General features: G+C 66.2%; 22 protein-coding genes. 14 read left to right on the plus strand and 8 right to left on the minus strand.

The genetic code is table 11. From position 1 onward, the window contains the following. Window positions 1–8: 8 nt before the first annotated feature. The gene (gtdA, locus tag K309_RS0107830) at window positions 9–1052 is read left to right on the plus strand and encodes a gentisate 1,2-dioxygenase (protein WP_029045906.1); all 1044 of its coding nucleotides are present in this window, start codon (window positions 9–11) and stop codon (window positions 1050–1052) included. A gap of 14 nt (window positions 1053–1066) precedes the next feature. Then, window positions 1067–2569: a fumarate hydratase gene (locus tag K309_RS0107835; RefSeq protein WP_029045907.1), complete on the plus strand. Its 1503-nt coding sequence runs from the start codon at window positions 1067–1069 to the stop codon at window positions 2567–2569. A 134-nt stretch (window positions 2570–2703) separates the two neighbouring features. Here K309_RS0107835 and K309_RS0107840 read toward each other — a convergent pair whose 3' ends face one another. The 3 genes from K309_RS0107840 to K309_RS0107850 all read right to left on the minus strand — a co-directional run bounded on the left by K309_RS0107840 (window position 2704) and on the right by K309_RS0107850 (window position 4992). Beyond that, complete coding sequence (locus K309_RS0107840) at window positions 2704–3165, minus strand: DUF6130 family protein (protein ID WP_029045908.1); 462 nt, start codon at window positions 3163–3165, stop codon at window positions 2704–2706. 85 nt (window positions 3166–3250) lie between these two features. Then, complete coding sequence (locus tag K309_RS0107845; protein WP_029045909.1) at window positions 3251–3664, minus strand: organic hydroperoxide resistance protein; 414 nt, start codon at window positions 3662–3664, stop codon at window positions 3251–3253. A 398-nt stretch (window positions 3665–4062) separates the two neighbouring features. Beyond that, the gene (locus tag K309_RS0107850) at window positions 4063–4992 is read right to left on the minus strand and encodes a LysR family transcriptional regulator (protein WP_029045910.1); all 930 of its coding nucleotides are present in this window, start codon (window positions 4990–4992) and stop codon (window positions 4063–4065) included. Between the two features lie 215 nt (window positions 4993–5207). Here K309_RS0107850 and K309_RS0107855 point away from each other — a divergent pair, with 215 nt between their 5' ends. Together K309_RS0107855 and K309_RS0107860 are read left to right on the plus strand one after the other, a co-directional pair. Beyond that, window positions 5208–6515 carry an MFS transporter gene (locus tag K309_RS0107855; protein WP_029045911.1) on the plus strand — a complete coding sequence of 436 codons (1308 nt, stop codon included), beginning with the start codon at window positions 5208–5210 and terminating at the stop codon, window positions 6513–6515. 44 nt (window positions 6516–6559) lie between these two features. Further along, window positions 6560–7309: a creatininase family protein gene (locus K309_RS0107860; protein ID WP_029045912.1), complete on the plus strand. Its 750-nt coding sequence runs from the start codon at window positions 6560–6562 to the stop codon at window positions 7307–7309. A gap of 78 nt (window positions 7310–7387) precedes the next feature. Here the strand turns inward: K309_RS0107860 and K309_RS0107865 are convergent, their stop codons facing one another. Beyond that, the gene (locus K309_RS0107865; protein WP_029045913.1) at window positions 7388–7789 is read right to left on the minus strand and encodes a hypothetical protein; all 402 of its coding nucleotides are present in this window, start codon (window positions 7787–7789) and stop codon (window positions 7388–7390) included. 430 nt (window positions 7790–8219) lie between these two features. Here K309_RS0107865 and queE point away from each other — a divergent pair, with 430 nt between their 5' ends. From queE to K309_RS0107895, 5 genes are all read left to right on the plus strand, one after another. Beyond that, window positions 8220–8855 (plus strand): 7-carboxy-7-deazaguanine synthase, encoded by a 636-nt coding sequence (gene queE, locus K309_RS0107870; protein WP_029045914.1) that lies wholly within the window; start codon window positions 8220–8222, stop codon window positions 8853–8855. A 117-nt stretch (window positions 8856–8972) separates the two neighbouring features. Beyond that, entirely contained in the window at window positions 8973–9449 is a 477-nt protein-coding gene (locus K309_RS0107875) for a 6-pyruvoyl trahydropterin synthase family protein (RefSeq protein ID WP_010809539.1), read from the plus strand. 8 nt (window positions 9450–9457) lie between these two features. Then, complete coding sequence (gene tadA / locus K309_RS36135) at window positions 9458–10144, plus strand: tRNA adenosine(34) deaminase TadA (protein WP_232232334.1); 687 nt, start codon at window positions 9458–9460, stop codon at window positions 10142–10144. Beyond that, a complete protein-coding gene (ldcA, locus tag K309_RS0107885) occupies window positions 10141–11100 on the plus strand; it encodes a muramoyltetrapeptide carboxypeptidase (protein WP_029045915.1) in 960 nt (319 codons plus the stop codon). Before tadA ends, ldcA begins: the two co-directional genes overlap by 4 nt. A 314-nt stretch (window positions 11101–11414) precedes the next feature. After that, window positions 11415–13037: an ABC-F family ATPase gene (locus K309_RS0107895; RefSeq protein WP_029045916.1), complete on the plus strand. Its 1623-nt coding sequence runs from the start codon at window positions 11415–11417 to the stop codon at window positions 13035–13037. Window positions 13038–13109: 72 nt separating this feature from the next. On the opposite strand, the gene K309_RS0107900 is transcribed toward K309_RS0107895, so the two are convergent. Further along, window positions 13110–13721, minus strand: coding sequence for a hypothetical protein (locus K309_RS0107900; protein ID WP_029045917.1), 612 nt, complete (start codon window positions 13719–13721; stop codon window positions 13110–13112). Window positions 13722–13937: 216 nt separating this feature from the next. Here K309_RS0107900 and K309_RS0107905 point away from each other — a divergent pair, with 216 nt between their 5' ends. The 4 genes from K309_RS0107905 to K309_RS0107920 all read left to right on the plus strand — a co-directional run bounded on the left by K309_RS0107905 (window position 13938) and on the right by K309_RS0107920 (window position 19501). Then, complete coding sequence (locus K309_RS0107905; protein ID WP_029045918.1) at window positions 13938–15371, plus strand: aldehyde dehydrogenase family protein; 1434 nt, start codon at window positions 13938–13940, stop codon at window positions 15369–15371. A gap of 115 nt (window positions 15372–15486) precedes the next feature. Next, window positions 15487–17934 (plus strand): penicillin acylase family protein, encoded by a 2448-nt coding sequence (locus K309_RS0107910; protein ID WP_029045919.1) that lies wholly within the window; start codon window positions 15487–15489, stop codon window positions 17932–17934. A 122-nt stretch (window positions 17935–18056) separates the two neighbouring features. Then, entirely contained in the window at window positions 18057–18764 is a 708-nt protein-coding gene (locus K309_RS0107915) for a glutamine amidotransferase (RefSeq protein WP_029045920.1), read from the plus strand. After that, window positions 18761–19501 carry an MOSC domain-containing protein gene (locus tag K309_RS0107920; RefSeq protein ID WP_369796399.1) on the plus strand — a complete coding sequence of 247 codons (741 nt, stop codon included), beginning with the start codon at window positions 18761–18763 and terminating at the stop codon, window positions 19499–19501. The genes K309_RS0107915 and K309_RS0107920 overlap by 4 nt, the downstream gene beginning before the upstream one ends. Window positions 19502–19525: 24 nt before the next feature. Here the strand turns inward: K309_RS0107920 and K309_RS0107925 are convergent, their stop codons facing one another. Next, entirely contained in the window at window positions 19526–19777 is a 252-nt protein-coding gene (locus K309_RS0107925; protein ID WP_029045922.1) for a DUF1289 domain-containing protein, read from the minus strand. Window positions 19778–19949: 172 nt separating this feature from the next. On the opposite strand from K309_RS0107925, the gene K309_RS0107930 reads away from it, so the two are divergent. Continuing rightward, window positions 19950–20417 (plus strand): PaaI family thioesterase, encoded by a 468-nt coding sequence (locus K309_RS0107930; protein WP_051320381.1) that lies wholly within the window; start codon window positions 19950–19952, stop codon window positions 20415–20417. A 243-nt stretch (window positions 20418–20660) separates the two neighbouring features. On the opposite strand, the gene K309_RS0107935 is transcribed toward K309_RS0107930, so the two are convergent. After that, window positions 20661–21785, minus strand: coding sequence for an asparaginase (locus K309_RS0107935; RefSeq protein WP_029045924.1), 1125 nt, complete (start codon window positions 21783–21785; stop codon window positions 20661–20663). 207 nt (window positions 21786–21992) lie between these two features. After that, complete coding sequence (locus tag K309_RS0107940) at window positions 21993–23447, minus strand: bifunctional 2-methylcitrate dehydratase/aconitate hydratase (RefSeq protein WP_029045925.1); 1455 nt, start codon at window positions 23445–23447, stop codon at window positions 21993–21995. Window positions 23448–23472 lie beyond the last annotated feature (25 nt).

The following is a 23472-nucleotide window of genomic DNA, read 5'->3' on the forward strand; positions in this document are numbered from 1 at the left end:
ATCCGAGCATGACCACCAATTCCACCCCCGACCTGCCGACCCGGCGCGATGCGTTCTACCGCGAACTGGAACCGCATGCGATGGCCGCCCTCTGGACCCGGCTGCGCAAGCTGATCCCCTCGGAACCCACGCCGGCTGGCGTGGCGCACCGCTGGCCGTATGCCGCGGCCCGTCCGTACCTGATGGAATCGGCGACGCTGATTTCGGCCGAGGAAGCCGAACGGCGCGTGCTGCTGATGGAGAACCCGGGCCTGCCAGGCACCTCATGCATCACCAGCACGATGTATGCCGGCCTTCAGCTGATCCTGCCCGGTGAGGTCGCACCCGCGCACCGCCATAGCCAGTCGGCACTGCGCTTCATCGTCGAAGGATCGGGCGCCTACACGGCGGTGGACGGCGAGAAGACCTATATGGAAGCTGGCGATTTTGTCATCACGCCGGCATGGACCTGGCACCATCATGGCCACGAGGGCAGCGCCCCCATGGTCTGGGTGGATGGCCTGGACATTCCCATCGTGTCGTTCTTCAACGGAGGCTTCCGCGAGGAGTTCGATTCCGACGAGGCACCGGTCACGCGCCCCGCCGGCGATGCGCTTGCCCGCTACGGCACAGGCCTGATGCCGGTAGGCTACCAGCCGTCCACGTTGAATTCGCCGGTCTTCAACTATCCTTATGCGCGCACGCGCGAGGCCCTGTTCGCGTTGCCACACGCCGGCGCGCCCGATCCGCACGCCGGCTATCTCATGCGCTACACCAATCCGGTGGACGGCGGCTGGGCCATGCCGACCATTGCCACCATGATCCGGCTGCTCCCATCCGGCTTTGCGACATTGCCGTACCGCTCGACCGACAGCGCCGTCTTCATCTGTGTGGAAGGCCGTGGCCATGTGATGATCGGCGACCGGCGGCTGGAGTTGGCGCCGCACGATCTCGTCGTGGTGCCGGGCTGGAGCCAGTACACGCTGCATGCCAGCGAGGACCTTGTGCTGTTCTCGTACTCGGATCGCGTCGCGCAGGAGAAGCTCGGCCTGTTCCGCGAGCAGCGCTTCTGAGGGGGGACGGCATCATGACCACCGTCGTTTGCTATGGGGACTTTGTCGACAGCATCGCTGCGGCCCTGCAGTTCGTCAGTCACCATCACCCTCCCGACTATATCCGGCACCTCGCCGCCGCCTACGAGCGCGAGGCCAGCGAGCCGGCGAAACAGGCCATTGCACAGATCCTGGTCAACTCACGGATGTGCGCGGAGGGCAGGCGCCCGATCTGTCAGGATACGGGCATCGTCAATATCTTCATACGCGTCGGCATGGGCGTCCGGCTCGACGGATTTCCGTCGTGCATCGTTGAAGCGGCCAATGCGGGCGTGCGCCGTGCCTACCTCGACCCGGACAATACGCTGCGCGCCAGTATCGTCGAAGACCCGCTGTTCACGCGGCGCAATACCGGCGACAACACCCCGGCGGTCGTCCACGTCGAACTGGTGCCAGGCAACACCATTGTGGTCGATGTGATGGCAAAGGGCGGGGGCAGCGAGAACAAGAGCAAGTTCGCTGTCCTGATGCCCAGCGATTCGGTCGCTGACTGGATCGTCGGCATGGTGCCGTCCATGGGGGCCGGCTGGTGTCCGCCGGGCATGCTTGGCATCGGCGTCGGCGGCACGGTGGAGAAGGCCATGCTGCTGGCCAAGCAGAGCCTGACGGCGCCGCTCGACATGCTCGACCTGAAGGCACGCGGCCCGCGGAATGCGTTGGAAGCGCTGCGTATCGACATCCATGACCGCATCAATGCGCTTGGCATCGGGGCACAGGGCCTCGGCGGACTGACCACCGTGCTCGATGTCAAGATCGCGACCTATCCCACGCATGCGGCAAGCATGCCTGTTGCCGTCGTGCCGAACTGCGCGGCAACGCGGCATGCCCGCTTCGAGCTCGATGGCAGCGGCCCAGTCATGCTGACGGCACCGTCGCCCGACCTCTGGCCGGATCTGCCATTGCCCGGCAGCACGGCGAGCCGACGGGTCGACCTGGATACGCTGACCCGGGCGGAAACCGCCACCTGGCGCGCCGGCGAGACCCTGCTTCTGTCGGGACGCATGCTGACCGGACGCGATGCCGCACACAAGCGCATCGACGACATGCTGTTGCGTGGCGAGCCCTTGCCGGTGGATTTCCGCGATCGCATGATCTACTACGTCGGGCCCGTCGATCCCGTGCGTGACGAGGTGGTGGGCCCCTGCGGCCCGACCACGTCAACACGGATGGACAAGTTTGCGGACCGTATGCTCGTATCCACGGGCCTGCTCGGCATGATCGGCAAGGCCGAGCGCGGGCCGGCCGCGATCAGCGCGATCGTGAGGAACGGTTGTGTTTATCTGGCGGCGACCGGGGGCGCCGCCTACCTGATCTCCAAGGCGGTCCGATCCTCACGCGTGCTTGCGTTTGCCGATCTCGGCATGGAAGCCATCTACGAGTTCGATGTGGAGAATCTGCCGGTGGTCGTCGCCGTGGATAGCAGCGGCAACAACGCCCACGATAGCGGACCGCGCAGGTGGCGAATCGCCGCGGCCTGATCCCGACCGCGATAGGAGTTGCCGGCCCGCGTCGGCGTGGCCAAGGCGGCGGCCGCAACAGTTCCAACCCTGCCGGCGCGCGTGAAGCGGCAGGCTGATGAGCCTGAATGTCCTGGCTGGACCTGCCCTGACTCTCAATGGCGGTGGGAGCTTGATGATGCCTTCACGTCTGGCACCGTGACTGCCACGGACTCGGTTGCGAGGATCTTGTGGGTGGGGTCGGCAAGCTCCAGGCGGATCTTGTGATCCCCGGGAGTAAGACCGACCACGATAATCGGATCAAGACTGGTATGTGCCCATGTACCGCGCCAATCGTCGATGGTCACGTGAAGATGGCCGATTCGCGGAGATACCTTGACGGCGCCTTGGCCGAAGACCGGCATCACACGAAAGTTCTCCGTCCTGAATTGAATGATCACCACGCCGCGCGCCAATGGTTCGGCTAGCGGAGGGTAGGCGACGAGCCTCGGCGCCGCTTCAGACTCGAGCGGAAGAATCGCAGGGGGCTGCCCGGCATCCGGTCGCTGCTGGGCCAATGCGGGAACGCATACGGTGAACGATACGATTGTTGCAAACAGCCTGAACGAATTTAGCATGATGTTCCTTTGAGCGCGCCAATCTTGCACCGGGCCGGCGCTTCGTGCAGGTTCTTGCGCACGAAGCGCCGGCCGGCCAGCCCGACTACGCAAGCAGCGTTACGACGTCAATATTGCCGCGTGTGGCCTTTGAATATGGGCACGTCTGGTGCGCTGTCGCAATCAGCGCCTCCGCCAGCTCACGGTCGAGGCCCGGCAGGTTCACGTGAAGCCGAGCCTGCAGCAAATAGCCGTCGTCATTCATGCCCAGATCAATCTCCGCGTCAATGGCAGTGTCTTGGGGTAGGGCGATTCCCTTCGTCTGCGCAGCCTTGCCAAGGGCACCAATAAAGCACGCCGACCAGCCGGCCGCGAGCAACTGCTCAGGGTTCGTCCCGGTGCCGGTGCCCAGAGGAGACAGTTTGATGTCCAGGTGACCATCAGAGCTGCGTGCTGCTCCGTCCCGTCCACCCGTCGTTCGGGTCTTTCCAGTGTAAATAACCTTTTCCAGTCGAGACATTACGATGCTCCAAGATTTGCGTTCAGAAGAAAGCGCAGAAGCGGAAGTAGGGCTCCTGCTGCTTGGAAGGCATTAGATTCGATCAATGTATCTGGCGTGTAACTTCCAGTCTGGAAAGCGTATGTCTGGGTATCCGGGCCGCTATGGAGATACAAACGAATACAAAGCCTGTCTGCCGCATGGAAACGATGTGTCCTTGCCTTGCGGTGCCCGGGTTGTCCAATGGCTGTCGGATCGTGCGGCAAACCGGCGCGGCGAAAGGCCTGCGGCCACGCGCTCAAATCCGCGCAGGAGCAGTTGAGGTCCGCCCATTCGATCGTGGTAGCAAGCCTGTAAGACCTCCCGTGGGATAGTTCCCAAACAGGGCAGCCTCGCCGCCAGCGTCACGACGGCCCCGGCTATGCCTGGCCGTGCGCGGCGCTGGCAAACATCGACATGTGCCGCGTGATATGGTCCAGCAGTTCGAGCGCAGCCGCCGGCAACGGCCGGCCGGCCTTCACCAGCAGCCTGGCCTGGGTGCCCATGAACAGCGGATGATCGATCGGCACGATGGCGAGGGTGCCTGCCGCGATCTCACGGTAAGCGGCAAACTCTCCGATCAGCGTCATGAAATTGTCGTAGCCGACGAACTGCTTCAGGGCCGTCAGTGAGTTGCTGACGAGCGTTGCCCGAATCGAGATGTTCTCGGCAAACTCGACCATGCTCAGTGCATGCCCGACGCCGAACGATGCCGGCATGACCGCGAGCGGATAAGCCTGCAGGTCCTGGATGCTGGCCGCTCCGCCGCGCAGCGCCAGCGGATGATCAGGGCGGACCAGCAGCACCACGGGCTGCGTGGCGCTCGCGCGGTATTCGATGCGCGGGTGGGGTGGCGGATTGTAAGCCAGGCCGATATGTGCGCGGCTTTCGGCGACTTCCTGCAGCACGCCGTCCACCGCCAGGATGTCCATGCGGATATCGAGCCTGGGATACCGTGCGCAGAACCGTGCGAGGACTTCGTTGACCAGGAAATCCACGTAGCCTTCGCTCAGGACCAGCCGGACCTCCCCTTGCTGCAGCCCCTTCAGTGAGTGCAACTGGTCTTCGAGTTTTTCCTGGTGCGAGCGGTAGCCCCGCCAGAACTCGAGCAGGTGCGCGGCCGCCGCGGTCGGCCTGAGGCCACGCGGCTCGCGCTCGAACAGCGTCGCGCCAAGTTCTTCCTCGAGCAACCTGATCTGCCGGGTGATCACGGACGGCGAGGTATTGAGGCTGTCCGCGGCCCCGCGGATGGTGCCGTGCGCCAGGACTTCGCGGAAATACCGCAAACGCTGCTGGTTGATCTCTCGCATCTCAAAACGCTCGCCTTCGCTATCCGACCGGTAACGATACATGAACCCGGATGCCCTTGCGCGGCGATTGCCGCGCGTTGACGGAGGAGGCCACCTGTTGCCCAAAAGGGAACGGAGCGTGGACTTAGTTGCTCTTTGCCGGCGCCTTGCCGGCTGCCAGACTCAACGCCACAGAAGATCCAAACGACATGCAACCCCCACTGGAGACAGGCAGCATGCTAGCAATCCCCACTTCGAGCGCCGTCGACGACGCTTCCGCGCTATACAGAAAGATTAACTGGCGCCTGCTGCCCTTTTTGCTGATCTGTTACCTGTTTGCCTACCTGGACCGGGTCAATGTCGGCTTTGCCAAGCTGCAGATGCAGAGTGACCTGGGTTTCTCCGATGCGGCATACGGCGTGGGCGCCGGTATCTTCTTTATTGGCTATGTACTCTTCGAACTGCCCAGCAACCTGATGCTCCCGCGGGTCGGCGCGCGCAAGACGTTCAGCCGCATCCTCGTCCTATGGGGCATCACCTCCGCCTGCATGCTGTTCGTGCGCAATGTGCCGATGTTCTATGCGATGCGCTTCCTGCTTGGCGTGTTCGAAGCGGGCTTCGCCCCCGGCATGATCTATTACCTGTCATGCTGGTACGGCCCGCAACGCATGGCCCGCGCCATCGCGATCGTATTCCTGGCGGGCCCGATCGGGGGCATCGTCGGCGGCCCGGTCTCGGCGTGGCTGATGACCACGCTCGCAGGGCAGGCCGGCCTCGCAGGCTGGCAGTGGATGTTCCTGGTCGAGGGCTTGCCTTGCATCCTGCTCGGCGTGCTGGCGTTGTCGCTGGTGCCGGACCGGCCGGCACAGGCTGCCTGGCTCAGCGATCAGGAACGGCGCCTGCTTGAAGCCGAACTGAGTCCTGCTGCGGCGCACAAGCATTCCTTCAAGGCGGTGGCGAAGGATGTACGGGTCTACGTGCTCGCCCTCGCTTACTTCTGCATCATCGCGACCATCTACGCCATCAGCTTCTGGCTTCCGACCCTCATCAAGGCACAGGGCGTCGAAGATACCGTGCAACTTGGCTGGTATTCGGCCATCCCCTACGTGGCTGCCGCCTTTGGCATGGTCTACATGGGCCGCAGGTCGGATCGCCTGGGAGAACGGCATTTCCACTGCGCGGTACCGGCGCTGGGTGCGGCCGTGCTGCTGGCCGCGTCGTTCGCAACGGATGGGCACCTGCTCGTGACGCTGGCCCTGCTGACACTGGCCACGATGGGACTGTGGATGGCCTACACGGTGTTCTGGGCGATGCCTGCCGAGTACATCAAGGGCCCGGCGGCGGCGGGCGGCATTGCGCTGATCAACACCATTGGCTTGTCGGGCGGCTTCTGGGGGCCAGCCGTCATCGGCTGGACCAAGACCGCGACCGGCAGCCTCTATCTCGGCGTATTGCTAATGGCCTCGCTGCCGTTGCTCGCCGCCATCATCGTCCTTGCCAACAAGCTGCCGGCGAAACGCCGAGCCAGCACGGCATGGCATTAACATAGCCATCACGTCCGGCAGCACCGGACAGAAAAGGAGTAGCAATGCGCTTGCATCTTTCAACCTGGTCTGAAATCGAGCAGTACCTGGCGCGCAGCCGCACTATCGTCGTCCCGATCGGCTCGAACGAGCAGCATGGGCCGACCGGGCTGCTGGGCACGGACTGGCTGTGCCCGGAGATCATCGCCAATGAAGCGGAGAAGGGCGCCGATATCCTGGTGGCGCCGACGTTCAATATCGGCATGGCGCAGCATCACCTTGCCTTCCCGGGAACCATTTCGCTGCGCCCGTCGACCTTTATCGCCGCGATCGGGGATTGGGTCCGCTCGCTGGCGGGGCATGGCTTCGAGAAGATCCTGTTCCTGAACGGCCACGGCGGCAACGTGGCGTCGATCGAGGCGGCGTTCTCCGAGCTCTACGCTGAAGCCAGCTTCGCCAGGCGCCGCGCGGGATATGCGCTGAAGCTCTGCAACTGGTGGGACCTGGAGGGTGTCGGCGAGCTGGCGCGTGAGCAGTTCCCGGCCGGCCATGGCTCGCACGCCACGCCGTCCGAAATCGCCATCACCCAGTGGGCATTTCCAGACTCTGTGAAGGTTGCCGACTATGCGCCGAAGATTGCACCGTCGGGCCCGATCCGGGAGGCGCTGGACTTCCGCGGGCGCTATCCGGATGGCCGCATCGGCTCCGATCCGGGACTGGCGACGCCGGAGAAAGGCGCCGCGCTGGTCAGGCTGGCGGCGCAGAGCCTCGCGCGCGAACTGGAAGCGTTCAGCCGCGAGCCCATGCCCGCCTGATCCGCGCACGGCGATGGCCGCAGCCATGTATCGCCGATCATCGAGGAATTCGTGCGAGCAGGGCGTCCCGGGTGCGCATCAGCTCCCGCCCAGCAGGTCGTGCGCATCGACGATCGCATAGGCGATCTCCGGATGCTGCTCCATGCTGCGCCGGATGGCTGCGGGAATAGACTGGCGGATCTTGCGGCACAGCCCCGGTTGTTCCTGCACCTGGATATTGATGCCGCGCACGGTCTTGACCCCGCGCGCGCTGGGCGTGATGGACAGCACAATGTTCAGCTGGGCCTGCATCAGGCCCTCCATGCGGCGCAATTCGGCCAGGCTGGTCAGGTTCTCGAGCCGTTCGACCAGGCGCTTTTCTTCGACGCGGGTGAACCGCAGCACGCGCAGGTCGGCGTCGGGGTCACTCAACAGCGCTTCACGCCCGCAGATGCAGGCGCCAGGCGGGCACTCCGTGCGAAGGGGGAACGGCGCGTTCATGGGGGCGCGGCGGTGGCTCCGCCGGATTCCGGGGCGATGGCAGGATATGTTAAATCAGGTTGCCTGCTGGCGGGCGACGCACGCGTCACCCTTGCCTTCACGCCGGCCCTAAGCGAAAACCCTTAGCCCTCTGGTATACTTATTCGTTGTCCGAACCGCGTCCGGAGCGGCCGGACGCAGCCTGCGACAGGCCACAGGGCGGATACTCCGGCAGTGCCCGGAGCCCTGCACGGGAAACCCGGTGCCCCCCGCCCACGCTGCCGGCGATTGCCACGATCGTGCGCCGCCTGGGGTGGCATCGGTCCCGCCGATCGATCCGCCATGACTGGCCCCTGGCCGAGCCCAACCATACCAAGACACCCGGCCAGCCCGAAGGCTGCCGATAATCCGCTGCCGTTAATCCGTTTACGGTCCCAGAGAGACCCCACGCATGACATACGCCGTCAAGGAAATCTTCTATACGCTGCAGGGCGAGGGCGCCAACGCCGGCCGCGCCGCGGTGTTCTGCCGCTTCGCCGGCTGCAACCTGTGGAGCGGCCGTGAAGAGGATCGCGCCAGTGCGGTATGCCAGTTCTGCGACACGGATTTCGTCGGCACCGATGGCACCCGCGGCGGCAAGTACCGTACTGCCGGGGAACTGGCCGCGGTGGTCGCCTCGGAATGGCCACAGGGCGCGGGCGGCAAGCCGCTGGTGGTGTGCACCGGGGGCGAGCCGTTGCTGCAGCTCGATGCGCCGCTGATCGATGCGCTGCATGCGCAGGGCTTCGAGATCGCCATCGAGACCAACGGCACCATCGCCGTGCCGCCCGGCATCGACTGGGTTTGCGTGAGTCCCAAGATGGGTTCCGAGCTGGTGGTCAGGCGCGGCGACGAGCTCAAGGTCGTGATCCCGCAGGCGGGCCAGGACTTTGCCGCATACGAGCAGCTTGATTTCGAGCATTTCCTGGTGCAGCCCATGGACGGCCCGCTGCAGCGCGAGAATACGGCCGCCGCGGTGGACTTCTGCCAGCGCCATCCGCGCTGGCGGCTGTCGCTGCAGACCCACAAGCTGCTGGGGATCCGCTGAGTACAGGGCCGGAGTTTTGCCCAACCCGCGGCAAACGTACACAATAGAGGCTTCGGGCGCACGCGCGGCGCCCGTCCAACGCAGGTGGCCTTGACCACGGAAAGGGCGCCGCTACACATGAGCAAACAAGTTTCCATTACCCGCCGGCTGGAGTTCGACTCCGGCCACCGCATCCCGAACCACTGCGGCCAGTGCCGCAATATCCACGGCCACCGCTACCGGCTCGACCTGACGCTGTCGGGCGAGGTGCTGCATCGCGAAGGTGCCTCGGATGACGGCATGATCCTGGACTTCGGCGATATCAAGGCGCTCGCCAACGAGCACCTGGTCAACAAGTGGGACCATGCCTTCCTGATCTATCGCGGCGACACCGCGCTGCTGAACTTCCTGCAATCGATGGAAGGGCACAAGACCGTGGTGCTGGATGCCATCCCCACCGTCGAGAACCTGGCCCAGGTCGCCTTCGACATCCTGGCGCCGGTGTTCAAGGACTGTTTCGGCCACCACCTGCAGCTGACCAGGCTGGTGCTGTTCGAAACCCCCAATTGCTGGGCCGAAGTCAGCGCCCCGGCAGTGCTGCCGGCGCAAGACTGAGCCAGCCGATGCCAGAGACGCCGCCGCTGCCGCTGCGCGCCCCGCGCGCGCTGCCGGACGATCCGGCCGAGGCCGCCGCGCGCGATGCCCGCTACATGCGCGCCGCGCTGGAAGAAGCGCGCCTGGCCGAGGCTGCCGGCGAAGTCCCGGTCGGCGCGGTGGTGGTCTGGAACGACACCATCATCGCGCGCGGCCACAACCTGCCGATCCGCGCGGTCGATCCTTCCGCGCATGCCGAGATGCAGGCACTGCGCGCCGCCGCGCAGGTGATCGGCAACTACCGCATGCCCGAGTGCGAGCTGTACGTGACGCTGGAACCGTGCGCGATGTGCAGTGGCGCGATCCTGCACGCGCGGCTGCGCCACGTGGTGTTCGGCGCCACCGATCCCAAGACCGGTGCCGCGGGCAGCGTGCTCAACCTGTTCGAGCACGCGCAGCTCAACCACCAGACCACCATCGCGGGCGGCGTGCTGGCCGACACCTGCGGGCAGATGCTGAAGGATTTCTTCGGCGCCCGCCGGCGCGCACAAAAGGCCGCGCGCGATGCTGCCGGAACTGAAGCGGGCTGCATCTGCCCAACCCCTCCCGACCAGAACAACGCCAACAACGCCAACAACGCCAACAACGCCAACAACGCCAACAACGCCAACAACGCCAACAACGCCAACAACGCCAACAACGCCAACAACGCATGAGTACGCCGAACAACAGGCCGCCGCATACCGAAGTCCGACTGATCGCCTCGTCCGGCTATCCGCACGACGTCGCCGTCGCCGCGCGCGGCGTTGCCTGGCTCAAGCAGCACGGCTACCACACCACCAACCCGGACGTACTGGCCCGGCGCTACCTGCGCTTCGGCGGCACCGACGCCGAGCGGCTGGCCGACCTGCATGCCATCGGCACCGGCGCGCCGCATGAGCTGACGCTGGCGGTGCGCGGCGGCTACGGTATTGCCCGGCTGCTGGCGCAAGTCGACTTTGCCCGCATCGCCGAACAGGCGCGTGCCAGCGCCACGCCCATCGTCGGCCACAGCGACTTCACTGCCTTCCAGCTCGCTTACCTCGCTGCGACCGGCGGCATCAGTTTCTCCGGACCGATGCTGCTGGCGGACTTTGGTGCGGACCGCGTCGAGCCGTATATGTGGGAGCACTTCGAGGGCATCCTGCGCAATCCGGCCTATCAGGTCGACGTGGCGGCGCCCCAGTCCGGCGGGCGGCCGTTCAGCGGCGAAGTGTCCGGCACGCTGTGGGGCGGCAACCTGGCGATGCTGTGCAGCCTGCTCGGCACGCCCTACATGCCTCGGGTCGAGGGCGGGGTGCTGTTCCTGGAAGACATCAACGAGCCGCCGTACCGGGTCGAACGGATGCTGGTCCAGCTGCAGCAGGCCGGCGTGCTCGACACCCAGCGCGCCATCGTGCTGGGCGACTTCTCCAACTATCGTGTCACCGACTACGACAACGGCTACGACATGGAGGCCGTGGTGGCCTACCTGCGCGACCAGCTGCCAGTGCCGGTGCTGACCGGCCTGCCGTTCGGCCATTGCGCGCGCAAGCTGACGCTGCCGGTCGGTGCGCAGGTGCGGCTGGCCGCACGTGCCGACGGGTTCTCGATGGCGTTTTCCGGCTATCCGGTGCTGCCGCCGGTGGCCTGAGCGCAGCGCGCGAAGCGTGGCCGCCACGTGCTGGCCGCCATGCCGCCATCAAGCCACCATCATGCCGCCATCCGGGTGCAAGGAATGCATCAGGATGGTAGAATATGCGGTTATTTCCTGACTTCCTGCCGGGTTCTCGCAAGAACCGGGCGCGGCCCGTGCCGCATCGCCAGCCATGGCTCCGGAATGCTCCGGACGGCGCGATGCTTCCCGGCAAGGCCGGCCCCTGAACGGCATGGGGTGCACCCCGGTGCTACAACCTGCGCAATGCGGCCCGTGCCGCGGCGCCACATTCTCCAGACAAGGTTCCAGACGTGCTTTCTACCGCAAACATCACCATGCAGTTCGGCCCCAAGCCGTTGTTCGAGAATATCTCGGTCAAGTTCGGCGAGGGCAACCGCTACGGCCTGATCGGCGCGAACGGCTGCGGCAAGTCCACCTTCATGAAGATCCTGGGCGGCGACCTCGAGCCGTCGTCCGGCAACGTCATGCTGGAGCCGGGCATCCGCCTGGGCAAGCTGCGCCAGGACCAGTTCGCCTATGAAGACATGCGCGTGCTGGACGTGGTGATGATGGGCCACACCGAGATGTGGGCCGCCGCGCAGGAGCGCGACGCCATCTACGCCAACCCGGAAGCGACCGACGAAGACTACATGAAGGCCGCCGAGCTGGAGGCCAAGTACGCCGAATACGACGGCTACACCGCCGAGGCGCGCGCCGGCGAACTGCTGCTGGGCGTGGGCATTCCCACCGCGCAGCACCAGGGCCCGATGAGCGACGTCGCGCCGGGCTGGAAGCTGCGCGTGCTGCTGGCGCAGGCACTGTTCTCGAACCCGGACGTGCTGCTGCTGGACGAGCCGACCAACAACCTGGACATCAACACGATCCGCTGGCTGGAGACCGTGCTCAACGAGCGCAACTCCACCATGATCATCATCTCCCACGATCGCCACTTCCTGAACTCGGTCTGCACCCATATGGCCGACATGGACTACGGCACGCTCAAGGTCTACCCGGGCAACTACGACGACTACATGGAAGCGTCGATGCAGGCCCGCGAGCGCCAGATGGCCGCCAACGCGCGCGCCAAGGAGCGCATCAGCGAACTACAGGACTTTGTGCGCCGCTTCTCGGCCAACAAGTCCAAGGCACGCCAGGCCACCTCGCGCGCCAAGCAGATCGAGAAGATCAAGGTGGAGGACATCAAGCCGTCGTCGCGCCAGAACCCGTTCATCCGCTTCGAGTTCGAGAAGAAGCTGCACAACCTGGCGGTCGAGGTGGAAGGCGTCACCAAGAGCTACGACCGCAAGATCATCAATAACCTGTCGATGGCCATCCAGGCCGGCGAGCGCGTGGCGATCATCGGCGAGAACGGCGCGGGCAAGACCACGCTGCTGCGCAGCCTGCTGAACGGCGCGGTGCAGACCGGCGTGCAGCGCGGCGTCGAAGTGGACCGCGGCGAGATCAAGTGGGCGGAAAACGCCAACGTGGGCTACATGCCGCAGGACACCTACGAGGAATTCCCCGCGGACCGCGACGTGATGGACTGGATGAGCCAGTGGACGCAGGCCGGCGATGACGAGACGTCGCTGCGCGGCACGCTGGGCCGCCTGCTGTTCTCGGCCGACGATATCAAGAAGAACGTCAAGGTGCTGTCCGGGGGCGAGAAGGGCCGCATGATCTGGGGCAAGCTGATGCTGGGCCGCCATAACGTGCTGGCGCTGGACGAGCCGACCAACCACATGGACATGGAATCGATCGAGTCGATGCAGATCGCGCTGGACAAGTTCCAGGGCACGCTGATCTTCGTGTCGCACGACCGCGAGTTCGTCAGCGGCCTGGCCACGCGCGTGATCGAAGTGCGCACCGACGGTACGCTGACCGACTACCTGGGTACGTATGACGAGTACCTGCAGTCGCAGGGAATCGACGGCTGAGCTAGCCTCATGCCCATGGAAAAGGCCGCCTTCCGAGGCGGCCTTTTTGTTATCTGGTGCGCCGGTGGGCGCTCATCCGGCTGCTGCCCGTAGGTCTTGCGCGATGGTGTCCAGTTCACGCAGGATCGCATGCGCCGTGATTTCGCCCTTGGCCCTGAGCAGCGCCGCGTGCAGCGGCTCGCGCAGGATCAGCAGCGCAGGCAAGTCCTGCGCCTTTTCCACCTTGACCTGCAGCATGTAGCCGCGCAGGCCCAGGTGCTGGCCGATGACTTCGGTATAGAAGTGGTAGAGGTGCTGGAACGCGTCGATCTCGGCGGCAGAGTGCGTCGGCTGTGCCGGGGCAGGAGTCGCCTCCGGCTCGGCTGCAGACGCGTGCCGCATGGCGTACACCGAGAACAGGTTGGTATCCGCCGCGGCGGCCGAAGCGCGTGCAGGGGCATCCCCAACGGCAGCCGACATCGCCGGTGCCGCCTCCTGCACTGGCTCGACCAGCCCCTGGGCGGCCAGCATGTCCAGGGCATCGGGCCCGACGCCCATGCCTGCCACCTGCGCCAGCAGGTCTTCCCCGCGGCGCTCGCCGTTGACCATCAACAGCAGCGCGCGCAGCTTGTGGTCCAGCTTGCGCGCGCGCGTCCTGATCTCGTCCTGTCCCGCATCCGTCTTGCGGTAGATCGGATCGACCATGTGTCTCGCTCCCTTGTTATGCCGGCCGTCCGTGCGAGCATCCCGTTTTGTGGGTGCGGCCGATTATCGCCATTTGACAAGGAGCGGCCGGCGCGGGGGCTGCCAGGGCTGGAAACATAGTCTCCAAACCGCTCTACAATGTGCGTGCACCATAAAAGTAACAAAAAATTGCGGTTGCCCATCCGTCAAACTCAGCACCAACCGAGAACTGTGGCCATGCAACAACGAGACAAACTGTTTATCAACGGCAAGTGGGTCGCCCCCCACGGTACCGGCACCATCGACGTCATCCATTCCAGCACCGAAGCAGTGATGGGGACCATTCCCGAAGGCTCGCCGCGCGACGCCGAAGACGCCATCCAGGCCGCGCGCGCTGCCTTTGACGGCTGGGCGGCGACGCCCGCGTCGGTGCGCGCCGGCTATATCGCCAAGGTCGCCGAAGGACTGAAGGCGCGCAGCGAAGAACTGGCGCAGATGATCGCCGGCGAAGTCGGCATGCCGATCAAGCTGGCGCGCGCGATCCAGGTGGGCGGCCCGGTCTACAACTGGGGACAGACCGCGAAGCTGCTCGATACCTTCCGCTTCGAGGAAGAAGTGGGCAATTCGCTGGTGGTGCGCGAGCCGGTGGGCGTGGTGGCGGCGATCACGCCGTGGAACTACCCGCTCAACCAGATCACGCTGAAGGTCGCGCCGGCGCTGGCAGCGGGCTGCACGGTGGTGCTCAAGCCGTCTGAAGTGGCGCCGCTGAACGCTTTCGTGCTGGCCGAGGTGATCGAGGCCGCGGGCTTGCCGCCGGGGGTGTTCAACCTGGTGACGGGATTCGGCCCGGTGGTTGGCGAGGTGCTGGCGAGCCATCCGGAGGTCGACATGGTGTCATTCACCGGTTCGACCCGGGCCGGCAAGCGCGTGTCCGAGCTGGCCTCGCAGACGGTCAAGCGCGTGGCACTGGAACTGGGCGGCAAGTCTGCCTCGGTGGTGCTCGACGATGCCGACCTGCCGGCGGCGGTCAAGGGCACGATCAGCGCCTGCTTCCTGAATTCGGGCCAGACCTGCTCGGCGCATACCCGCATGCTGGTGCCGCGTGCCCGCTACGACGAAGTGAAGGCGATCGCGCAGAAGGTCGTGGCCGGCTTTACCGTGGGCGATCCGCAGCAGGAAACCACCAGGCTCGGACCGCTGATCTCCGCGGTGCAGAAGGAGCGCGTCACCGGCTATATCCGCCGCGGGCTGGAAGAGGGCGCTGAACTGGTGGCCGGCGGCCCCGAGGCGCCGGAAGGACTGGACCAGGGCTTCTTCGTCAAGCCGACCGTGCTCGGCAATGTCGAGCCGCGCGCCACCGTGGCGCAGGAGGAGATCTTCGGGCCGGTGCTGTCGATCATCTGCTATGACACCGAGGAAGACGCGGTGCGCATCGCCAACGACAGCATCTATGGGCTGGGCGGCGGCGTCTGGTCCGGCGACGAGGCGCGCGCGATCCGCGTGGCGCGGCGCATCCGCACCGGCCAGGTCGACATCAACGGCGGGCCGTTCAACATGGCCGCGCCGTTCGGCGGCTACAAGCAGTCGGGCAACGGGCGCGAGGCCGGCAAGTACGGGCTGGAGGAATTCCTCGAATACAAGTCACTGCAAATGAAGAAACCGGCCGCCTGAGGCCTGCGCGACATGGGAAAATGCCCGGCTGGTCCGGGCATTTTTTGCATCGCCGCCGACGAAGCGGCGGCAGTCGCCAGGACCGCACTACGACAAGGATAAGAGGGGAGCAACGATGCGCTGGTTCGGTCATCTGGCCAGGCTTGTGGGATGGCTGCTGGTGCTGGCGATAGCCGGCACGGCAGGGGCCTTCATCTGGTATCGCCAGGCGGCGCAGCCGCCTGCATCGGGTACCGTTGCGCTGCCAGGCCTGCACGGCCAGGTCACCATCGTGCGCGACGGCAACGGCGTGCCGCAGATCCGTGCCGCCAGCAAGGCCGACGCCTGGTTTGCGCTCGGTTATGTCCACGCGCAGGACCGGCTGTGGCAGATGCAGATGAACAAGCGCGTGGTGGCCGGACGGCTCGCCGAGATCCTGGGCCCCTCCGCGCTCGATACCGACAAGTTCCTGCGCACGCTGGGCGTGCGGCGCAACGCCGAAGCGATCCTTGCGCAGGCCTCGCCGCAGACGCGGGCCGCACTGCAGGCATACGCCGACGGCGTCAATGCGTGGATCGACCACCGGCAGGGACCGCTGCCGCCTGAATTCCTGCTGCTGCGCACGCAGCCGGAGCGCTGGGAGCCGGCCGATACGCTGGGCTGGCAGACCATGATGGCCTGGGACCTGGGCGGCAACTGGAACCAGGAAACGCTGCGCATGCGCCTGGCGCAGGTGCTGCCGGTGGCGCGCATCAGCGAACTGCTGGCGCCGTACCCGGGCGAGCAGCCGCTGCGCACCATGGATTACGGCCACCTGTACAAGCAGTTGGCGCCGCTGGCGAATGCGATGGCCAGCGTCGGCGACAAGGCGCCGCCGGGCTATGTCGAGGGCATGGGCTCGAACAACTGGGTGGTTTCCGGCGCGCACACGCGATCGGGCAAGCCGATGCTGGCCAACGACCCGCACCTGGGTTTGCAGGCGCCGGCGCTGTGGTACTTCGCGCGCATGACGGCCCCGGGACTCGACGTGGCCGGCGCCACGCTGCCCGGCATTCCGGTGGTGGTGCTCGGGCACAACGACCGCATTGCATGGGGCCTGACCAATACCGCGCCGGATGTGCAGGACCTGTTTATCGAACGGCTGCGGCCCGGCAGCGAAACCCAGTACCAGACGCCGGACGGGTGGGCCACCTTCGAGACCCGCACCGAGACCATCCGGGTCAAGGGCGCGCCCGACGTGACGCTGAAGGTCCGCAGCACGCGCCACGGGCCGGTGGTCTCGGACGTGTCCGAGCCGCTGTCCGCCGCGGCCGGGCCGCTTGGCGCGCAATACGTGGTCGCGTTCCAGTGGACCGCGCTGCGTCCGGACGACCGTACCTTCCAGGCCGGCATGAAGATGAACGAGGCGCGCGACTGGGCCAGCTTTACCGCCGCGCTGCGCGACTTCCATTCTCCGCAGCAGAACATCGTCTACGCCGATGTCGACGGCAATATCGGCTTCTTCGCGCCGGGCCGGGTGCCGCTGCGCCGCGCCGACAACGACCTGAAGGGCCTGGCGCCCGCACCGGGCTGGGATGCGCGCTATGACTGGGCCGGCTTTATCCCGTTCGAGGCCTTGCCGCAGCGCTACAACCCGGCGGAAGGCGTGATCGTGACCGCCAACCAGCGCATCGTGCCGCCGGACTACCCGCACTTCATCACCAGCGAATGGACGGTGCCGTATCGCCATGACCGCATCCATGCGCTGCTGGCGGCCACGCCCAGACACACCTTCGACACCTTCGCCGCGATCCAGAAAGACGTGCTGTCGCTGGCCGTGCGCGACGCCTTGCCGCTGCTGCTGGCCGCACCGGTCAGCCACGACGGCGCACGGCCGCAGCGCGAGCGCGCGCTGCTCGATGCGCTGCGCGAGTGGGACGGCACCATGGACGCCAATCGCGCCGAGCCGCTGGTGGTCACCGCCTGGCTGCGCGAGCTGTCGCGGCGGCTGTTCGAGGAAAAGGTCGGCGAGGCGATCTTTGTGCGGCTGTGGGACCAGCGCAACGTGCAGCAGCCGATGCTGAATATCCTGCGCGATCCCGGCAAGCTGGGGGCATTCTGGTGCGACCGTCCGCACACGCGCCCCGCAGAAAGCTGCAACGACGCGATCGCCGATGCCTGGACCCAGGCCATGGCCGACCTGTCGCGCCGCTATGGCGACGACCCGACACGCTGGCGCTGGGGCGAAGCGCATGCGGCCCGTTCCGAGCACAAGCCGTTCGGCAAGGTCGCGTACCTGTCGCCGCTGTTCAACCTGCGCGTGCCGACCGGCGGCGACACGTATACGGTCAACGTCGGCCGCCACAACCTGCGCGACGAGAAGGCGCCGTTCGAGAATACCCATGCCGCCAGCGTGCGGGCGCTGTATGACCTGGCCGACCTGCCGGGTTCGCGCTTCATGGATTCGACGGGGCAGTCCGGCAACGCCTTGTTGCCGCGCTATCGCGACTGGACCGGCAAATGGGCGGCGGTGGAGTACGTGACCATGCCCTTGGCACCCGCGCAGGCCGAAGCCCTGATCCTGGTTCCGGCTGCGGCAAAATAGCGCACCATGGCGGCATTCCGTGCCGGGATGCCGCCGCAATAGGTGATATCCCTCCGTGGTTTTCTCGCCGCATGGCCGTTGGCGCTACCATGAGGACCCTTTCCGATCGGCAGGAGTCGCCCATGGCCACACGCACCACCCATGTCATCCAGCACCTCGCATTCGAGCATGCGGGCGTGATCGGCAACGCGCTGCGCGCGCGCGGCCATGCGCTGCGGGCATTCCAGGCGGGCGTCGACGACCTGCGCCCCATCGTCGATGACCCGGCCGACCTGCTGCTGATCCTGGGCGGCCCGATCGGCGTCTACGAGACCGATGCCTATCCGTGGCTGGAAGGCGAAATCGCGCTGATCCGCCAGCGGCTGGCCGCCGGCGGCAAGATGATCGGGGTTTGCCTGGGCGCGCAGCTGATCGCCCGTGCCGCCGGCGCGCGCGTGTATCCCGGTACGCGCGAGATCGGCTGGGCGCCGATCGTGCCGACGCCGGCAGGACTAGATTCGGCGCTTGGTGAACTCGGCGCGGCCGGCTGGGAAGTGCTGCACTGGCATGGCGATACCTTCGACCTGCCGCCCGGCGCCGAACTGCTGGCGTCCACGGCGGCGGTGACGAACCAGGCGTACGCCATCGGCAACCAGGTGCTGGCGCTGCAATTCCATCCCGAAGTGCTGCCCGGCGACATCGAGGCCTGGCTGATCGGCCATACCGTCGAACTCGGCAAGGCCGGCATCGACCCGCGCACCATCCGGGCGCGCACGGCGGAAGTCGGCGCGAGCGTGGCGGCGGCAGGCGAACGCATGTTTGCCCGCTGGCTGGAGCAGGCGGGGCTGTGAGCACCTCAGCATTGCCGGTGCCGCGGCCGGCGTCGCATGTGCGGGCCGTGATCGACGCCGTGCTTGTTGGCGAAGTGCGGCCGTTCGGGCCCAGGGGTGTACCCAGCGGCATCGCCAAGTCAGCCGCCAGCGGGCGTGTGCGCATCGGCTCGCTCGGGCTGGAAGGCGACCAGCAGGGCGATCCCCGCCATCACGGCGGCCCGGAAAAGGCGCTGCACCACTATCCGCGCGACCACTACCCCGGCTGGCGTGCCGAACTGGCGGAACAGGGCGCGGCCGGCATTGCCGTGCTCGACGCTCCCGGTGCATTCGGCGAGAACCTGAGCACGCAGGGGCTGACCGAGGCCGATATCTGCATCGGCGACCGTTTCCGGCTCGGCACCGCGCTGGTCGAGGTCTCGCAGGCACGCCAGCCGTGCTTCAAGCTCAACCACCGTTTCGGCTATCCCGGCATGTCGCGGGCGGTGCAGCAGAGTCTGCGCACCGGGTGGTACTACCGCGTGCTGGAAGATGGCGAGGCAGGCGCGGGCGATACGCTGGCGCTGGTGGCGCGTCCATACCCGCAATGGCCGTTGCAGCGGCTGCTGCGCGTACTGTATGTCGACCGGCTCGACTACGCCGCGCTCTGCGACATGGCCGGGCTGGTTCCGCTGGCGGAAAGCTGGCGCAAGCTTGCACGGCAGCGCCTGGAGCGGCGCGAAGTCGAAGACATGGAGCGGCGCCTGGCGGGCGGCTGAGCGGCCGGTCGGCGAAGGTGGATATCAGCCCTGCCGGAAGCGTCGGGCCGTGCCCTCGCGCCTGATGCGCTCCCACACCACCTGCTTTTCCTCATCGCTGAAGAATACCCAGTTGCTGACCTCGGCTGCGGTGCGGCCGCAGCCCTGGCAGATTTCATCGAACAGCGTGGAGCAGATGCCGACACAGGGGCTGTCCGGACGGTCGGACAGCGTGGAATCCGTATTGCCGGTGTCCGTTTCGGGGCGGAGCGGGGCGGATTCGAAAGACTGCGGCATGGTGTCGGGAGCGGGGTTGGGGTGAAACGGGGGGACATTATACGGGGTCCGGGTGGTGGCCCGCCGGGCGCGGGCGGGCCGCAAGCCAACTACGTTGCACGTAATTGAGCCGGGTCATCGCAGCCACTACCCTCCAGCCATACCCGCAAGGACCACACCCTGGAGCCGCCCCATGCTGCAAGCCATTGCCACTCTCGCCCCCTCGCGCCGCGATGCCGCCGTCGACCCCCGCATGCACGCGATGATCGACAACATCCTGCTGGGCTCGCCAGTCGCGCGGGCGCTTGGCGTGCGGCTGGCGAGCCTCGCCCCCGAGCATGTCGAACTCGAAATGCCGTTCCTGCCGACCAATGTGACCCATGGCAGCACCGTGCACGGTGGGGTGATCGCCACCCTGATCGATATTGCCGGCGCCGCGGCCGCAGCGTCCGGAGCCAGCGCCGACGAAGTGAAGGGAGGGGCGACCAGTTCGCTGTCCGTCCAGTACCTTGCGCCGGCGCAAGGGGCGGCGTTGCGCGCCGTGGCGACAGTGGTGCGGCGTGGCCGGCGGCAGGTGGCGACCGAGGTGTCGGTCTACGCCGAGGCCGCCGACGAAGGCGTGCTGGTGGCAAAGGCGTTGATGAGCAGCGCCATGTTCTGAGTCGCTGGAGGGCCAGCGCATGCGCGCTGGCTTCCGTTTTAAAATGCAATTAACCGCCAGAAACTTGCGCTCCACACCGTTGCGCGCCAGTAAACTGGCGCGAATGCGCTTCCAATAAGGTGGTCAGCCGGTTTCCGGGTGAAGCGGGCTTTTTCCCTCTCCCACAATTGGGAGGGGCCCAGAAGAGAAGGCGGGCGCGTCTGGCATCGGCGCCGACACGCCCGCGCCGCCATCAGTACGGCATCAGTACTTCCAGAAAACCTGCTGCAGCGCCTTCGGGTCGCTGGTCTGGGTCAGTGCCAGCGCCATCAGGATGCGCGCCTTCTGCGGCAGCTGGTCATCGGTGACGATCCAGTCGTACTTGTCGTCCGGCTGCTCCGCATTGCGGACCACCACGCCGCTGCCAGTGCGCGAGGCACGCACGATCTGCACGCCCTTGGCGCGCGCTGCCTTGAGCGGCTCGACCATGTAGTCGCCGACGCTGCCGTTGCCGGTGGCGGCGTAGATGATGGCCTTGGCGCCGTTCTTCACCGCGGCGTCGATGCTGGCCGGATTGACGTTGCCATAGGCGTAGACCACGGCCACTTCAGGCAGCTTGTCGATCTTGTCGATATCCCACTCGGTCTGCAGCGTGTGCGGGCGCGCCGGCAGGCGGTAGAACAGCGAGCGGCCTTCCACCACGTAGCCCAGCGGGCCGAACTGCGAGCGGAAAGTCTCCGCCTTGAAGGTATTGCTCTTGGTGACGTCGCGGCCGGTGTGGATCTCGTCGTTCAGCACCACCAGCGTGCCCTTGCCTTTCGAAGCGGGATTGGAGGCTACCAGCACCGCGTCATACAGGTTCAGTGCGCCGTCCGCGCCCAGCGCCGTGCCCGGGCGCATCGAGCCGACCACCACCACCGGCTTGTCGCTCTTCAGCGTCAGGTTGAGGAAGTACGCGGTTTCCTCAATGGTGTCGGTGCCGTGCGTGATGACGATGCCGTCGACATCGGGCTGCTTGAGCAGTTCCGACACGCGCTTGCCCAGTTTCAGCAGGCGTTCGTTGTTGAAGCTTTCCGAGCCGATCTGGAAGATCTGCTCGCCCTTGACGTTGGCAACCTTGGAGACTTCCGGGACCGACGCGATGATCTTGTCGACCGGCACCACGGCGGACTGGTAGGCCGCGGTATTGATGGCCGATGCGCCGGCGCCGGCAATCGTGCCGCCGGTACCGATGATGACGATATTGGCCTTGCGGGCTTGAGCGGGAGCCGTGGCGGGCGCGGCGGACGGCTGGGCGGCCGTTGCCAGTTGCGCACTGGCGGTGCCGCTGATGAGGCTGGCCGACAGCAGGGCGGCAGCCAGCGTGGTGACGCGGGCAAAACGGTTCATGATTCTCCTCGGTATATATACGAACGTGTAGGCGCGTATAGACGTGGCGGCACATACCTTTTGGGTGGAATGGTGCCGGCCACATGCAGGCGTCGGCTGTCCACCAGGCCTGTGTTCAGGCTGCGTGGCGGGCAGCGGCAGAGACTATACGTTAGGAGAATCTTGAGGGGTTATGCCGATTCGGCATGAACACCGCCGGGCGATAAACTAAATCGCATACATATCGAGATATTCATTGACCGCGATCGCCTCCAGGCGCGCCTGGTCCAGCGATACCGCCAGGATGGCCTGCTGCTGCTTCGGCGGGAAGCGCCGCGCCAGGTTGGCGCGAAATTTCTCCACCAGCAGCGGGATGCCCTCGGCGCGGCGGCGCATGTGGCCGAGGGGATACTCGACCAGCACTTCGTCGAGCACGGTGCCGTCATCCAGCGTCACGGTCAGCGCATTGGCGATCGAGCGCTTGTCGGGATCGTGGTAGTCGCGCGTCAGCGCCGGATCTTCCACGCAGGTGATCCTGGCGCGCAGCGCGTCGATGCGCGGGTCGGCCGCAACATCATCCTCATAGTCCGCGGCGGTCAGGCGCCCGAACAGCAATGGCACCGCCACCATGTACTGGATGCAATGGTCGCGGTCAGCGGGATTGCTGAGCGGGCCTTTCTTGTCGATGATGCGCAGGCACGCCTCATGGGTGCGGATGGTGATGGATGCAATATCCGCGGCCCCGTGCCCGGCGAGCGCGAGCGCGCCATGCAGCTGCATGGCCGCTTCCACCGCGGTCTGCGCATGGAACTCGGCCGGGAACGCGACCTTGAACAGCACGTTCTCCATCACGTATGTACCGTACGGCCGCTGGAATTTGAACGGCTGTCCCTTGAACAGCACGTCATAGAAGCCCCACGTCTTCGCTGTCAGCACCGACGGGTAGCCCATTTCACCGGTGCGCGCGATCAGAGCCAGCCGCACCGCGCGGCTGGTGGCATCGCCGGCGGCCCAGCTCTTGCGGCTGCCGGTGTTGGGCGCATGGCGATAGGTGCGCAGGCTCTGGCCGTCGACCCAAGCCAGCGACACCGCGTTGATGATCTCGTCGCGCGTCAGCCCCAGCATTTGCGCGACCACGGCGGTGGACGCCACCTTGACCAGCACCACGTGGTCCAGGCCCACCTTGTTGAACGAGTTTTCCAGCGCAATGCAGCCCTGGATCTCATGCGCCTTGATCATGGCCGTGAGCACGGCCCTCATCGTCAGTGGCTTGCGGCCGGCGGCAATGTCGTTGCGCGAGATCCAATCCGCGGTGGCGAGGATGCCGCCGAGGTTGTCGGACGGGTGGCCCCATTCGGCGGCCAGCCAGGTGTCGTTGAAATCCAGCCAGCGGATCATCGCGCCGATGTTGAACGCGGCCTGGACCGGGTCGAGCTGGAACTGGGTGCCCGGCACGCGCGCGCCGTTGGGCACGATCGTGCCCGGGACGACGGGGCCGAGCAGCTTGGTGCAGGCCGGGTAGGACAGGGCTTCGAGCCCGCAGCCGAGTGTGTCGATCAGGCAGTTGCGGGCGGTATCGTAGGCGAGGCCGCTCCTGATCTCGTAGCCGGTGACATAGTCGACGATGTCGACCAGCACCTGGTCCGGATCGGGGCGTTGCGTGGACGGCGTGCCGGTGGACATGAGCGGCCTCGCGGGAGGGCAAGGG

The sequence above is a fragment of the Cupriavidus phytohabitans genome (assembly GCF_000426345.1).
Taxonomy (GTDB): domain Bacteria; phylum Pseudomonadota; class Gammaproteobacteria; order Burkholderiales; family Burkholderiaceae; genus Cupriavidus.